Source organism: Novosphingobium sp. BAM6, assembly GCF_057784955.1.
The window spans coordinates 475,472-489,359 of record NZ_JBYNTR010000001.1 but is presented as its reverse complement, the minus strand read 5'-3'; the positions used below and the strand labels follow the sequence as shown (position 1 = coordinate 489,359).

13 protein-coding genes are annotated in these 13,888 nt (G+C 65.1%); 7 read left to right on the top strand and 6 right to left on the bottom strand.

Translation table 11 applies throughout. The features are described 5' to 3' along the window. Window positions 1-189 precede the first annotated feature (189 nt). The 6 genes from AC3EC3_RS02365 to AC3EC3_RS02340 all read left to right on the top strand — a co-directional run bounded on the left by AC3EC3_RS02365 (window position 190) and on the right by AC3EC3_RS02340 (window position 5,711). A complete protein-coding gene (locus tag AC3EC3_RS02365; RefSeq protein WP_488488093.1) occupies window positions 190-1,242 on the top strand; it encodes a Glu/Leu/Phe/Val family dehydrogenase in 1,053 nt (350 codons plus the stop codon). Between the two features lie 382 nt (window positions 1,243-1,624). Then, window positions 1,625-2,473, top strand: coding sequence for an acetyl-CoA carboxylase, carboxyltransferase subunit beta (gene accD / locus AC3EC3_RS02360; protein WP_260921490.1), 849 nt, complete (start codon window positions 1,625-1,627; stop codon window positions 2,471-2,473). After that, window positions 2,470-2,919: an acetyl-CoA carboxylase biotin carboxyl carrier protein gene (gene accB, locus AC3EC3_RS02355; RefSeq protein WP_488488092.1), complete on the top strand. Its 450-nt coding sequence runs from the start codon at window positions 2,470-2,472 to the stop codon at window positions 2,917-2,919. The genes accD and accB overlap by 4 nt, the downstream gene beginning before the upstream one ends. Window positions 2,920-2,932: 13 nt before the next feature. After that, on the top strand, window positions 2,933-4,282 hold the full coding sequence (gene accC, locus AC3EC3_RS02350; protein WP_488488091.1) for an acetyl-CoA carboxylase biotin carboxylase subunit: 1,350 nt from the start codon (window positions 2,933-2,935) through the stop codon (window positions 4,280-4,282). 42 nt (window positions 4,283-4,324) lie between these two features. Then, complete coding sequence (locus AC3EC3_RS02345; protein WP_488488090.1) at window positions 4,325-5,272, top strand: acetyl-CoA carboxylase carboxyltransferase subunit alpha; 948 nt, start codon at window positions 4,325-4,327, stop codon at window positions 5,270-5,272. A gap of 136 nt (window positions 5,273-5,408) precedes the next feature. Next, complete coding sequence (locus tag AC3EC3_RS02340; RefSeq protein ID WP_488488089.1) at window positions 5,409-5,711, top strand: alkylphosphonate utilization protein; 303 nt, start codon at window positions 5,409-5,411, stop codon at window positions 5,709-5,711. Window positions 5,712-5,720: 9 nt separating this feature from the next. Here the strand turns inward: AC3EC3_RS02340 and AC3EC3_RS02335 are convergent, their stop codons facing one another. Beyond that, window positions 5,721-6,344 (bottom strand): isochorismatase family protein, encoded by a 624-nt coding sequence (locus AC3EC3_RS02335; protein WP_488488088.1) that lies wholly within the window; start codon window positions 6,342-6,344, stop codon window positions 5,721-5,723. Window positions 6,345-6,448: 104 nt separating this feature from the next. Here AC3EC3_RS02335 and pncB point away from each other — a divergent pair, with 104 nt between their 5' ends. Continuing rightward, the gene (pncB, locus tag AC3EC3_RS02330) at window positions 6,449-7,753 is read left to right on the top strand and encodes a nicotinate phosphoribosyltransferase (RefSeq protein WP_488488087.1); all 1,305 of its coding nucleotides are present in this window, start codon (window positions 6,449-6,451) and stop codon (window positions 7,751-7,753) included. Between the two features lie 34 nt (window positions 7,754-7,787). Here the strand turns inward: pncB and pstB are convergent, their stop codons facing one another. The 5 genes from pstB to AC3EC3_RS02305 form a co-directional block, all read right to left on the bottom strand. Beyond that, entirely contained in the window at window positions 7,788-8,618 is an 831-nt protein-coding gene (gene pstB / locus AC3EC3_RS02325; RefSeq protein WP_488489172.1) for a phosphate ABC transporter ATP-binding protein PstB, read from the bottom strand. After that, on the bottom strand, window positions 8,618-9,478 hold the full coding sequence (pstA, locus tag AC3EC3_RS02320) for a phosphate ABC transporter permease PstA (RefSeq protein ID WP_488488086.1): 861 nt from the start codon (window positions 9,476-9,478) through the stop codon (window positions 8,618-8,620). Before pstA ends, pstB begins: the two co-directional genes overlap by 1 nt. Next, a complete protein-coding gene (gene pstC / locus AC3EC3_RS02315; protein WP_488488085.1) occupies window positions 9,475-10,416 on the bottom strand; it encodes a phosphate ABC transporter permease subunit PstC in 942 nt (313 codons plus the stop codon). Before pstC ends, pstA begins: the two co-directional genes overlap by 4 nt. 83 nt (window positions 10,417-10,499) lie before the next feature. Then, window positions 10,500-11,567 (bottom strand): phosphate ABC transporter substrate-binding protein PstS, encoded by a 1,068-nt coding sequence (gene pstS / locus AC3EC3_RS02310; protein ID WP_488488084.1) that lies wholly within the window; start codon window positions 11,565-11,567, stop codon window positions 10,500-10,502. Between the two features lie 460 nt (window positions 11,568-12,027). Continuing rightward, entirely contained in the window at window positions 12,028-13,863 is a 1,836-nt protein-coding gene (locus AC3EC3_RS02305) for an aspartyl protease family protein (RefSeq protein ID WP_488488083.1), read from the bottom strand. Between the last annotated feature and the right edge of the window lie 25 nt (window positions 13,864-13,888).

Genomic DNA, 13,888 nt, shown 5'->3' with positions numbered 1-13,888 from the left:
TCACGAAGGCCCCGCTGCTCCACCTGAGCGGCGGGGCCTTTCCGTTTACGGCAAGGGCATCCGGGTGCCCCAAAGCAAGGAAACCATCGCTGGCACCCTGCCCGCGCGCACTAAGTGACGCATCGCAGGCCAAGTTCGAAATTTCATCCCGGCGCACTTTTGTTATCGTCTCCTGCAAGGAGATTGCCGATGGTACTGACGTCACGCCCCACCCAGGTCCCCGAGGAACTGCATCTGATTGATCGCCCGGAACTCGGGCTCAAGGGCGTGATTGCGCTTCACAGCACCTCGCTTGGGCCTGCTGCGGGCGGCTGCCGCTTCTGGACCTACGCCTCGCATGAAGCGATGGTCGAGGATGCGATGCGTCTGGCGCGTGGCATGAGCTTCAAGAACGCCATGGCGGGGCTGCCCTTCGGCGGCGGCAAGGCCGTGCTGGCGCGTCCGTCGGGCGATTTCGACCGCACCGCCGTATTTCACGCCTTCGGTGAAGCCGTCGAGGCGCTCGATGGCCGCTATGTCACCGCCGAGGACGTGGGCACCACGATCCCCGACATGGTCGCCATCCGCGAGCGCACCCGCAATGTCGCAGGACTTCACGCGGAGCCGGGCAGTGCAGGCGGCGATCCTTCGCCGTTCACGGCGCGCGGCGTGTTCGAATCGCTGCGCGACCTTTCGCAGACCTTCCTCTCGCTCGACCTTTCCAACGCGCGCGTTGCCGTGCAGGGCACCGGCAATGTCGGCGGCTATCTGTGCCGGATGCTGCGCGAGGCAGGCGCCGAAGTGATCGTCACCGACATCGACGAGGCGCGCGCCGCACGGCTCGCCGCCGAGATCGGCGCGATCACCTGCGCGCCCGACGAAATCCTCTTCGCCGATGCCGACGTGCTGGCGCCCTGCGCGCTCGGCGCGATCCTCGACGAGACCTCGATCCCGAAGCTTCAGGCCCGCCTGGTCTGCGGCGGCGCCAACAACCAGCTTGCCACTGCCCAGGATGGCGAGGCGCTCAAGGCCCGGGGCATCCTGTTCGCGCCCGACTACATCGTCAACGCGGGCGGGATCATCAACGTCTCGGCCGAGTTCCTGGGCGAGACGCCCGCGCAGGTTGCCGAGCGTGTCGGCCTGATCGCGCCGCGCGTGGTTTCGGTGGTTCGCCGCGCGCAGGAAACCGGCGAAGCGGTGAACGTGGTCGCCGACCGCATGGCGCAGGACGTGATCGACAAGGCTCGCCTGATCCCCGCGTAAAGGCGCCTCGCCGCCAAAGAAACGCTTCGCGCGCGGCGAAACGCGCGATTTTCCACATCCCACGGGCCATCCGGCCCGTGGGAAACACGCTTCGTCGCACCTCTAACATCGACAGCGCCGTTTCACGCGTCTATGGGGGCCGTTCGAATACGGACCGTACCGCTTCTCAGGAACACCCGGAGAGGCGGGACGGTCGCATAACTAGGGTAGAAGCACGTAATAGGCCGGCGCCGGGCGGCGCGCTTCGGCCTCGCTTTGATTTGCATGCCTTTCGGGTTGCAGCCAAAGCGGGATCGAAGCATGACAGCTCCCGGATTGCGTCGGTCGGCACGCCGCCCCGGGCATTCCGTCCGGTCCTGGCGCGTCTGCATGAAGGTCGCATATGAGCTGGTTTAACAAGGTACGCACATCCCTTGAGGGACTGAAGAAGCGGGACACGCCCGATAACCTGTGGATCAAGTGTCCCGGTTGCGGCGAGATGCTCTTCGCGCGCGAATACGAGGAGAACCTCTCGGTCTGCCCGCGCTGCGATCATCACGGCCGCATCGGCGCGCAGGCGCGCATCGACCAGCTGATGGACGCAGGCTACGACCTGCTCCCCGCCGTCAAGGTTCCCGAGAACCCGCTGAACTTCCGCGACAGCAAGAAGTATTCCGACCGCCTCAAGGCCGCCCGCGCCAGCAATCCGTTCCCCGATGCGCTGACCGCCGCTGCGGGCAGCATCGACGGCCACCGCGCCGTGCTCGCCGTGCAGGACTTCAAGTTCATGGGCGGCTCGATGGGCATGGCCGTGGGCGAAGGCTTCGTCACCGCCGTCGAGCGCGCGATCGCCGACAAGTGCGGCTTCGTGATGGTCACGGCCGCCGGTGGCGCCCGCATGCAGGAGGGTATCCTCTCGCTCATGCAGATGCCCAAGACCACCGTGGCACTGCGCCGCCTGTCGCGCGCGGGGCTTCCCTATATCGTCGTGCTGACCGATCCGACCACCGGCGGCGTCACGGCAAGCTACGCCATGCTGGGCGACATTCACCTGGCAGAACCCGGCGCGCTCATCGGCTTTGCCGGACAGCGCGTCATCCAGGACACCATCCGCGAGAAACTGCCCGACGGCTTCCAGCGCGCGGAGTATCTCTATGACCACGGCATGGTCGACATGGTCGTGCCGCGCAAGGACATGAAGACCACTCTCGCCGGGCTGCTCGGTTATCTTGAACGAAAGGACGTTGCGTGAACATCGATAGCGCGCTTGTACGCGAGCTGGCCGAACTGCTGGCCGAAACCGGACTGACCGAAATCGAGGTCGAGGACGGCGAACGCAAGATCAAGGTCGTGCGCCAGCTGGCACAGACCGTGGTCGCAGCCGCCCCTGCCCTGCCGATGGCCGCTGCCGTCGCCGCAGCGCCTGCCGCGCTCGACGTCGCACCTGCCGCTGCCGCAGCGCCGGTCGATGCCGTCAAGTCGCCCATGGTCGGCACCGTCTACCTCGCGCCCGAGCCTTCGGCTGCGAACTTCATCAGCGTTGGCCAGCAGGTCAAGGCGGGCGACGTTCTGCTGATCGTCGAGGCGATGAAGGTCATGAACCAGATCACCGCGCCCAAGTCGGGCACCATCACGTCGATCCTCGTCGACAACCAGCAGCCGGTCGAGTTCGACCAGCCGCTCGTCGTGATCGGCTGAGGGCGGTAGCTCCATGGCCATCAAGCGCCTCCTGATTGCCAACCGCGGCGAAATCGCGCTGCGCATCCACCGCGCCGCGCGCGAGATGGGCATCGAAACCGTCGCCGTTCACTCCACCGCCGATGCCGACGCCATGCATGTGCGTCTGGCAGACCACGCGGTGTGCATCGGCCCGCCCGCCGCGCGCGATTCGTACCTGAACGTCGCCGCGATCATCTCGGCTGCCGAGATCACCGAGGCGGACGCGATCCACCCCGGCTACGGCTTCCTGTCCGAGAACGCCAACTTCGCCGAGATCGTCGAAGCCCACGGGCTGATCTGGGTCGGTCCCAAGCCCGAGCACATCCGCACGATGGGCGACAAGGTGGAAGCCAAGCGCACCGCAGGCGCCCTTGGCCTGCCGCTGGTCCCCGGCTCGCCCGGCGCGATCGAGGACGTGGCCGAAGCCAAGGCGCTGGCCGAGGAAATCGGTTATCCGGTGCTGATGAAGGCGGCTTCGGGCGGCGGCGGTCGCGGCATGAAGGTGGTGCAGAACGCCGACGAGCTGGAAAGCCAGATGTCGCAGGCGCGTTCCGAGGCGAAGGCCGCCTTCGGTGACGACACCGTCTACATGGAAAAGTACCTCGGCAACCCGCGCCACATCGAGTTCCAGGTGTTCGGCGACGGCAAGGGCCAGGCGATCCATCTGGGCGAGCGCGACTGCTCGCTGCAGCGCCGCCACCAGAAGGTGCTGGAGGAAGCCCCCTCGCCCGTGATCACGCCCGAAGAACGCGATCGCATGGGCGGTGTCGTTTCCAAGGCGATGGCCGACATGGGCTATCGCGGCGCCGGCACCATCGAGTTCCTGTGGGAAAACGGTGAGTTCTACTTCATCGAGATGAACACCCGCCTGCAGGTCGAGCACCCGGTGACGGAGGCCATCACCGGCCTCGACCTCGTGCGCGAGCAGATCCGCGTTGCCGAGGGCAAGCCGCTGTCGGTCACGCAGGATGCGGTCGAGTTCAAGGGCCACGCCATCGAATGCCGCATCAACGCGGAAGACCCGTGGAACTTCACCCCCTCGCCGGGTCAGGTGACGAACTACCACGCGGCAGGCGGCATGAACGTGCGCGTCGATTCGGGGCTCTATTCGGGCTACCGCATCCCGCCGTACTACGATTCGATGATCGGCAAGCTGATCGTCTCGGGACGCACGCGCGAGGGCTGCATCATGCGCCTCAAGCGCGCGCTCGAGGAAATGGTGATCGACGGTGTGAAGACCTCGATCCCGCTGCATCAGGCGCTGATGGAAGATCCCGAATTCAACAGCGGCGATTACACCATCAAGTGGCTGGAGACCTGGCTGGCCGAGCGCGACGCGTAAGCGTTGCGAGCGGACAGACAGTCACGACACGGATAAAGACCGATGATCTCGTTCCTTGAATTCGAAAAGCCGATCGCCGAACTGGAAGCGCGCATCGCCGAGCTGCGCGCCACCGCAGAGAACGGCGATATCGACATCACCAGCGAAATCGGCCGTCTCGAGAAGAAGAGCGCCGCTCTGCTCGAGACGACCTATGCCAAGCTGACGCCGTGGCAGAAGACGCAGGTCGCCCGCCACCCGCAGCGCCCGCACTTCGTCGATTACCTGCGGATGATCTTCACCGATTTCATCCCGCTGGGCGGCGACCGCAACTTTGGCGAGGATGCTGCGATCATCGGCGGCTTCGCCAAGCTGGGTGAGCGTCGCGTCGTGGTGATCGGCCACGAAAAGGGCCACGACACCGCGACCCGCATCAAGCACAACTTCGGCATGGCCAAGCCCGAAGGCTATCGCAAGGCGATCCGCCTGATGGAACTGGCCGACAAGTTCGGCCTGCCGGTGGTCTCGCTCGTCGATACCATGGGCGCCTTCCCCGGCATCGAGGCCGAAGAGCGCGGTCAGGCCGAAGCCATCGCCCGCTCGATCGAGGCTTGCCTTGCGCTCAAGGTGCCGATGGTCGCCGCGATCGTCGGCGAAGGTGGCTCGGGCGGTGCGGTCGCGCTGGCGGCATCGGACCGCGTGCTGATGCTGGAGCACTCGATCTACTCGGTGATCTCGCCCGAGGGTGCCTCCTCGATCCTGTGGCGCACGCCCGAAAAGGCTGCGGACGCGGCCGAGGCGATGAAGGTGACCGCGCAAGATCTCCAGGCGCTGAACGTCATCGAGCGTATCGTGCCCGAACCGATGGGCGGCGCGCACCGCGATCCGGAAGCGACCGCCAGGGCGCTGGCAGAAGCCATCGAAGCCGAGCTGGCCGTGCTCGCCAAGAGCAGCGGCGAGGCCCGCATGGAAGCGCGCGAACAGCGCTTCCTGGCCATCGGTCGGCTCTGAGCCAGCGGTTCAGACCAATTACAAGCGGGCGCGCGGTTTTCACCGGGCGCCCGTTTTGATTCAGATCCCCATTTTGTTTTAGATCAATGCGCTGGCCCCGCCACACTCTAGCGGCCACTCTTTTGAAAGGGGCACCATGTCCGACGAAGAATATGTGTACGACGAGGAAAGCGGCGAGTGGATGTCCGCCTCGGACTTCGCCGCCAAGCAGCACGCCGCCTCGCAGGTTGAAGTGCGCGATGCGGTGGGCAACCTGCTGGCTGACGGAGATCAGGTCACGCTGATCAAGGATCTCGACGTCAAGGGCGCAGGCCAGACGCTGAAGCGCGGCATGCTCATCAAGTCGATCCGACTGACCGGCGACACGCAGGAAATCGACTGCCGTTTCGATGGCATCAAGGGCCTCGTTCTGCGCGCCGAGTTCGTCCGCAAGCGTTAAGGGCGATCCTCAAGCGATCTCCAGCGCTGCGCCTGTGAAGTCTTCCTCCGCCACCGTCTCGATAGACCGGACGATGCCTTTCGTCAGGCCAGCCGGGACGGTGACGCGGAAACCTCGTGCCAGCAGCCCGTCGATGGCCCACTTCACGCAATAATCGGCAGCGACACCGATCACGGTCACCTCCTGCACGCCCTCTTCCGCCAGTGCGGCAAAGAAATTCTCGCGCTCGATGCCCGTTCCCTCCGACGTATGGGCATCGTGGAGCGTCACGACGTCCTCCTCCCACATGTCGAACACGCCCTTCTCCAGCCGCCAGACCGGGATTGCGGCAGGCACGGCGCTGACCGGCACGACGTTCTCCCAACCATGCGTATACTTCACGCAGTGGATCGGGAACGCCTCGGCCTCGGGCGATCCGGCATAGACCTCGGGCACATGGGTATCGAAGGTGAACAGCACGCCTGCCGTCGCCTCGGGATCGAGCCCTGCCAGCCAATCGCGCATCGGCCCCGCCAGTTCGTCCGCCCCCGCGACGCTCAGCGCGCCATCGGCGTCCATGAAATCGTGCTGCGTGTCGATGACGATAATGAAGCGGGGCTCTGGGAAGCGGGGCTCTGGGGTCGCGGTAGCCAAGTGGCATCTCCTGCAAGTGCGCGTGCCTGACGGTGAATTGACATGGCCACGCGCGCCTCACAAGTAAACCGTTCAGGTTCAAAAGGGAGCAGGCCGGGCCGATCATGGCAGTCACCGATATCGCGACGCGCACGCACAATCACAATTTCCGCCTCGATCCCATCGTCCGCAGCCTGCTCGATACCGACTTCTACAAGCTGCTGATGTTGCAGATGATCCGCCATCTGCACCCCGATACGCAAGCGACATTCTCGGTCATCAACCGCTCGACCGAGGTGCGCCTTGCCGACGTGATCGACGAGAGCGAACTGCGCGCCCAGCTCGATTTCGCGCGTTCGCTGCGGTTTACCAAGAAGGAGCTGATCTGGCTGGCGGGCAACAGCTTCTACGGCAAGAAGCAGATGTTCGCGCCCGATTTCATCGAGTGGCTCGCCGACTTCCGCCTGCCCGACTACGAATTGCGCAAGGTCGATGGCCAGTTCGAACTGCACTTCGACGGCCCCTGGACCCACACCTCGATGTGGGAAATCCCGGCGCTTGCCATCATCAACGAACTGCGTTCACGCGCGGCGATGCGCGACAAGGGACGCTTCGCGCTCGACGTCCTCTATGCCCGCGCCAAGGCCAAACTGTGGGAGAAGGTGGAGCGTCTGCGCGAACTGCCGGACCTGCGCCTCTCCGACTTCGGCACCCGCCGTCGCCACGGCTTCCTGTGGCAACGCTGGTGCGTGGAGGCGCTGAAGGAGGGCCTGGGCGACCGCTTCATCGGCACCTCGAACGTGCTGCTCGCCATGGATGCCGATCTGGAAGCCATCGGCACCAATGCCCACGAACTGCCGATGGTGGCCGCCGCGCTTGCCGAAACCGACGAGGAACTGGCCGCTGCGCCCTACAAGGTGTTGCGCGAGTGGCAGCAGCATTACGGTGGCAACCTGCTGATCGCCCTGCCCGATGCCTTCGGTAGCGCCGCATTCCTGCGCGATGCGCCCGAATGGGTCGCGGACTGGACCGGCTTCCGGCCCGACAGCGCCCCGCCGATCGAGGCGGGCGAGCAGATCATCCGCTGGTGGCAGTCACAGGGCCGCGATCCGGCGAACAAGCTGCTGATCTTCTCGGACGGGATGGATGTAGGCTCGATCGAGCAGGTCTATCGCCACTTTCACGGCCGGGTGCGCATGAGCTTTGGCTGGGGCACCAACCTCACCAACGACTTCCGCGATTGCGACCCGGACGGCGCGCACGATCTGGAGCCGATCTCGCTGGTCTGCAAGGTGACGAGCGCCAACGGGCGCCCCGCCGTCAAGCTGTCGGACAACCCGGCGAAAGCAACCGGCAAGCCCGCGGAGATCGCGCGCTATCTGCGGGTCTTTGGCGAAGCGGGCCACCAGCGCCGCGCCGTCGAGGTCTGAGTGAGGCGGGGAGCCGTCGCGCTCCCCATCCCCGTCAGCCGAAGCGGCCGGTGATATAGTTGCTGGTCCGCTTGAGCTTGGGCTTGGCGAACAGCGTCTCGGTGGGCGCGAACTCGATCATCCGGCCAAGGTACATGAACCCGGTGTGATGCGAGAGGCGCGCGGCCTGCTGCAGGTTGTGGGTGACGATCACCACGGTCAGGCTGGCGGACAGTTCCTCCAGCGTCTCTTCGAGACGCGCGGTAGAAACAGGATCCAGCGCCGAGGCGGGCTCGTCGAGCAGCAGGACTTCGGGCTCCACCGCAATGGCACGCGCCACGCACAGGCGCTGCTGCTGGCCGCCGGACAGGCCAAGGCCGGAGCTGTGCAGCTTGTCCTTCACCTCGTTCCACAGCGCTGCACGGGTCAAGGCACGCTCGACCACCTCGTCCATCTCGGCCCGGCCCACCTTGCGGTAGAGGCGCACACCGAAAGCGATGTTGTCGTAGATCGACATCGGGAACGGCGTCGGCTTCTGGAACACCATGCCGACGCGGGCACGCACATCGGCGGCGCGCATGTCGTGCAGCAGGTCCTCGCCTTCCAGCAGGATCTGCCCTTCGGCGCGCTGGCCGGGATACAGTTCGTGCATGCGGTTGATCGTGCGCAGCAGTGTGGACTTGCCGCAGCCCGAAGGCCCGATCAGCGCGGTGATCCTGTTGCGCGCGACCGGCAGGCCGACGCCGTGCAGCGCCTTGGCCTGGCCGTAGTAGAAATCGAGGTCGCGCACTTCGAGATGCAATTGCTCTGCGGACGGCGGGACGATCGAGACGCCTTCGTCCTCCTCAAGGCCGGGAATGGGCGACTGGGTCACGGTGGGGATCATCATGGTCTGTGTCTCCGGCTGCCGATCAGGCGGCCCGCAATATTGGCGAGCAGCACGGCGAGCGCGATCAGCAGGGCGCCTGCCCAGGCAAGTTGCTGCCAGTCGGGAAAGGCCGACAGGGCAAACTGGAAGATGGTGGTGGGCAGGCTCGCCATCGGATCGGACGGGTTGGCGGCGAGGAACTGGTTGCCCAGCGAGGTGAACAGCAGCGGCGCGGTCTCGCCCGAGATACGGGCCAGCGCCAGCAGGCCGCCGGTGAGGATGCCGGGCCCGGCGGCGCGCCAGATCACGGTGCGGATCACGAAGCCCCGCCCGGCGCCCAGCGCCATGCCGGCCTCACGCAGCGCATCGGGCTGGAGCGAGAGCATATCCTCGGTCGTGCGCACGACGATGGGCGTCGCCAGGAATGCAAGGGCAACGGCGCCCGCATAGCCCGAGAAACCGCCGAACGGCGCGACCATGATCTCGTAGACGAACAGGCCGACAAGGATCGAGGGCGCCGCAAGCAGCACGTCGTTGAAGAAGCGAACCACCGTGGCGAGGCGGCCCTTACGACCATACTCGGCCAGCCAGGTGCCCGCCAGTACGCCGACAACCAGCGCGATGACCATGCCCAGCGCGCACATCTCGATCGAACCGACGATGGCATTGCGCAGGCCGCCGAGCGAGCCGGGTGCAGGCTGGTCCACCGTGAACAGGTCGAGAGAGAGCGCCGGGACGCCTCTGGCCACCAGTTCCCACAGGATCAGCGCCAGTGCGGCCAGCGCGACGAGCGTTGCCAGCACGCAGGCGCCTGCGAAGACCCCGCTGACGATACGGCGGCGGCGCGCACGGGGCGATTGGGCTAAAGTCTTGCTCACGCCGCCTTCTCCCCGATCAGCAGGCGGGCAATCGCGAGGACGCCGAACGTGATGCAGAACAGCACGAGACCCAGCGCCATCAGCGCGGCACCATGCAGCGCGCCGGTAGCCTCGGCGAATTCGTTGGCGATGGTGGAGGCGAGCGTCGAGCCGCTGTCGAACATCGAATGCGGGAAACCGTGCGCGTTGCCGATGATGAACGTCACCGCCATCGTCTCGCCCAGCGCGCGGCCCAGCCCCAGCATGACGACACCGATCATCGAGCGGCGCACGTAGGGGATCAGCACCGAGCGAGCAGTCTCGAACGGGGTGCAGCCAAGGCCGTAGGCCGCCTCGCGCAGGGTTGCCGGGACGGTCAGGAACAGCTCACGGAAGACCGAGGACATGTAAGGCAGGATCATGATCGCCAGGATCACGCTGGCGGTGAAGATGTTCGCGCCATTGGGCACGCCCTGCACCAGCTTGCCCCACCATGTGTCATCGCCCGCCGCCAGCAGCAGCGGCACCTGCACATGCGCGGCAAACCACGGCGCGAAGACGAACAGGCCCCACATGCCGTAAACGATCGAGGGAATGCCTGCGAGCAGCTCCACCGCCACCGCCACCGGCCGTGCCAGTGCGGGCGGGCAGAATTCGACGAGGAAGAGCGAGACACCCAGTGCCAGCGGCAGCGCAAGGATCAGCGCCAGAAACGCCGTGATCAGCGTACCGACGATCGGCCCCGCCGCGCCATAGACGTCGGTAACGGGATTCCATTCGCTGGAGGTGAGGAATCCGAAGCCGAAGGTGGAGAGCACCGGCCAACCACCGATGGCAAGGCTGACGATCACGCCCGCCAGCGCGGCCAGCAGCAGCGTTGCCGCGCTGGCGCAGGCGATACGGAATACCGTCTCGGCAAGATTGCCGGGGGCCACCCGGGCTTGTGTCGTGGCAGTCATCGCGATGGCCCTGTTCGGCAACGTCTGGGAACTTGTCGGGAAAGGAAAAGCCCGGTGCGATGACCGGGATCTTCCTTCAAGGCTTACTTGGCCGCCGGGGTGTAGACCGGCTTGCCATTGGCGACAATGCTGGTCTGCCACTGCTGACGCACCATGGCCTTCACCGAATCCGGCAGCGGCACGTAGTCCAGCTTCTTCGCGGTATCGTCACCCGAGGTATAAGCCCAGTCGAAGAAGGCCAGCACGGCCTTGGCGCGCGCGGCATCCCTGGGCTGCTTGTGCATCAGGATGAAGGTTGCGCCACTGATCGGCCAGGTGTCCTGCCCCGGCTGGTCGATCAGCATGATGTAGTTGCCGGGTGCCTTGCTCCAGTCCGCACCTGCGGCAGCGGCAGCGAAGGCATCGGCGGTCGGCGCCGGATAGTTGCCCGCCTGGTTGCGCAGCAGCGCATAGGTCGCGCCGTTCTGCTTGGCATAGGCATATTCGACATAGCCGATGGCGCCCACGGTCTGCTGCACGAAGGCCGAAACGCCGTCGTTACCCTTGCCGCCAAGGCCGGTCGGCCAGTTCACGGTGTCGCTCGCGCCCACCGCCGACTTCCAGCCCGCGCTCTGCGAAGCGAGGTAGGAGGTGAACATGAACGAGGTGCCCGAACCGTCCGAGCGGTGGACGACGGTGATCGGCAGCTTGGGCAGCGCGACACCGGCATTGAGCGAGGCGATCTCGGGATCGTTCCAGGTCTTGACCTTGCCCTGGAAGATATCCGCCAGCGCCTGCCCGGTCAGCCTGACCTGCCCCGGCTTGATGCCCGGCAGGTTGATCACCGGCACCACCCCGCCGATCACGGTCGGGAACTGGTAGAGCCCGTTCTTCTCAAGCTCTTCGGGCTTGAGCGGCTTGTCGGAAGCACCGAAGTCGACCGTCTTGGCCTCGATCTGCTTGATGCCGCCGCCCGAACCGATCGCCTGATAGTTCACAGCGACACTCTTGGCCGATCGATAGGTCTCGGCCCACTTGGCATAGACCGGAGCCGGGAAAGTAGCGCCCGCGCCGTTGAGCGCATTCGCAGCGCCGGACTTGCCGCCACAGCCGGACAGACCGCTGACCATTGCCACGGCGCCAAGCGCGAGAATCATACGACGGTTCATCATGCGTCCTTCATGAAATACACCCTGCCGATCGCGATTCTGCGGCCCTTGCGGCCCCCTTCCCGGCGAGTCCTCCGAGCGGTTACACGTGTTTTACGACTGATTTGTGACAGGCCGTCATCAAACTGAAGTGCGCCATGCCAACGTCACGAATTAACGCCATTGCCGCGCCTTGCGGACTTTCCCGAGCAACGGCTGCGGCGCAGGCGAACTCAAGGACTTATTCGCTGGACAGCAAGACCTAAAACGCATTTTCGCGGCAAAGTACGCATCTGAAGAATCACAGCGCCACCGGAATGCGCTGAGCCTCGAACAGATGATCGGCCCCGGCATCGTCCCGGCGCCCGGAGCGGTCAGCGAGACACCCCTTGAAGAACCCTCACCGTTCTTGACGGTGTCTGAGGGGCATGACGACTGTTGCCGTCATGCCCCTCTTTTTTCCATCAGCGATTATCAACACGCATCAGCCTGTGATCGCAAACTTCTTCGCACGATTGGCCACCTTGGGTTCGAGCGCGATCGCCGCCTTCACGTCTGCCTCGCCCTCCGCCTTGCGGCCCTCCCGCTCACGCGTCAGCCCGCGCATGTAAAGCGACCAGGCCTCCTTGGGCTGCTTGTCCAGCACTGCGTCATAATCGGCCTCGGCCTTGGCGTATTGCCCCATGCGGAAATAGACCAGCGCGCGACTATCCAGAATCGAAGGCGCGCCCCCGCTCCGTTTCACCGCCGTGTTGCAATCGTCCAGCGCCTTGTCGAGTTCGACATTGGCCAGAGCCCGCGCCCAGCAGCGATTGTTGAGCAGTCCCTGCAGGCGCGAGTCGTTGCGATGGTACTGGATCACATCGTTCAACATGGTGATTGCCCGAAGCGGCTGCCCCAGTTCCTGAAACAGCGTGGCAAGCGTGGCCGCATCCAGCGAAGCCGAATGTGTTACTTTCGCGGCCGCCTCCGCATCCGCGAGCGCACCGGCATGATCGCCCTCGGCCATCCGCGAGAAGCCCCTGCGCACCAGAAGATCGGCATCGGACGGGTCAAGCTCCAGCGCCTTGGCATAATCCTTTTCGGCGAGATCGCTCTTGTCCTGATCGGAATAGGCATCGGCGCGCGCTTTGTAGTAGGTCGCATTCGCAGGCGCGAGACGGATCGCATCGGAGAGATCGGCGATCCCGCCGTCCAGATCGCGCTGGGAAAGTCTCGCCGCCCCGCGCCGCGCAAAACCGTCCGCCGTGGTCGGCGCGGTAGCATTGTCGAGCGCATCGACCCGGTGTGTGCCGGTCGGCAGCGCCAGCGGCTTGTCGCTCGCTGCGACACCGTCTCCCTGAAACGGCTTCCCGCCGGTATAGGTGAAGTATATCTGCTTCTGTCGCCGAGCGACGTAGATGTGATGGGCCAGCATGTAATCCGCCCCCAGCAACATGTCCGGACCATCGCCTCCCGCCACGATCGGACCGTCAATCACCATGATGCGCGATCGCAGGATCTGCTCGTTACCGACCGAGACGTTGTCGACCGTCACCATCCACCCGCCGTTCAGATGCCGGCCGATACCGCCGATGTCCCTCACCGGGCGCACGTTGGGACCGTTCAGGTCGATTCCTGCCTTGATCGCGGCATCCTTGCTGATGATCGAGGTCGGCGAGCCGGAATCGTATTCCGCCTTCAGCTTGGCGCCGTTGATCGTGACCGGCAGACCGAACTCGTGGTCGTGCGGATCGTCCCCCGGCAGGAGCGACACCGCGAAATAGGAGCCGCTCTTCTCCCAGTAGGTCATGAGCGTGTGATCGCAGCCCTTGGGATAGATGAGCTTGACCGATCCATGCGCCAGATCGAATTCGGTATCGGCAATCGCCAGAAGGTTGCGTCCCAGCAGGGCGTTGCCGGTATCGCTGCCACCGACGATGAACTGTACGTTCTTCACATCGTTCGCGGCGATCGTGAAGGATTTCGCCGTGGCCACTTGCGCACTCGTCGATCCTCCCACACCGACCATCCGGAACCAGTCCGGAAGATCGGACAGCGGTAAACTGAGTTCCTTCGCCTTGGCCAGAGGCATGAAGCTGAAGAAGGCACCGCTATCCAGCCAGAAGCGATAATCGCTGCCGTTGATCTTGACCGGCACCGAAGCACGCAAGCCCTCCATCGTCACGGGAAGGTCGGCGATAATGCCAATCTGGCAGGCTTTCGGCTGGCCCGGTTCCGCTGCCTGAGCCTGCGCCGGAAGCAGTGCTGTCATTCCTGTCAGCAACGCCAGCGATCCTGCCGAAACTGCGCCCAGCATGCGGTACTTCTTCAACGTCATGAAACACCCCCACCCGCCGCCAGCG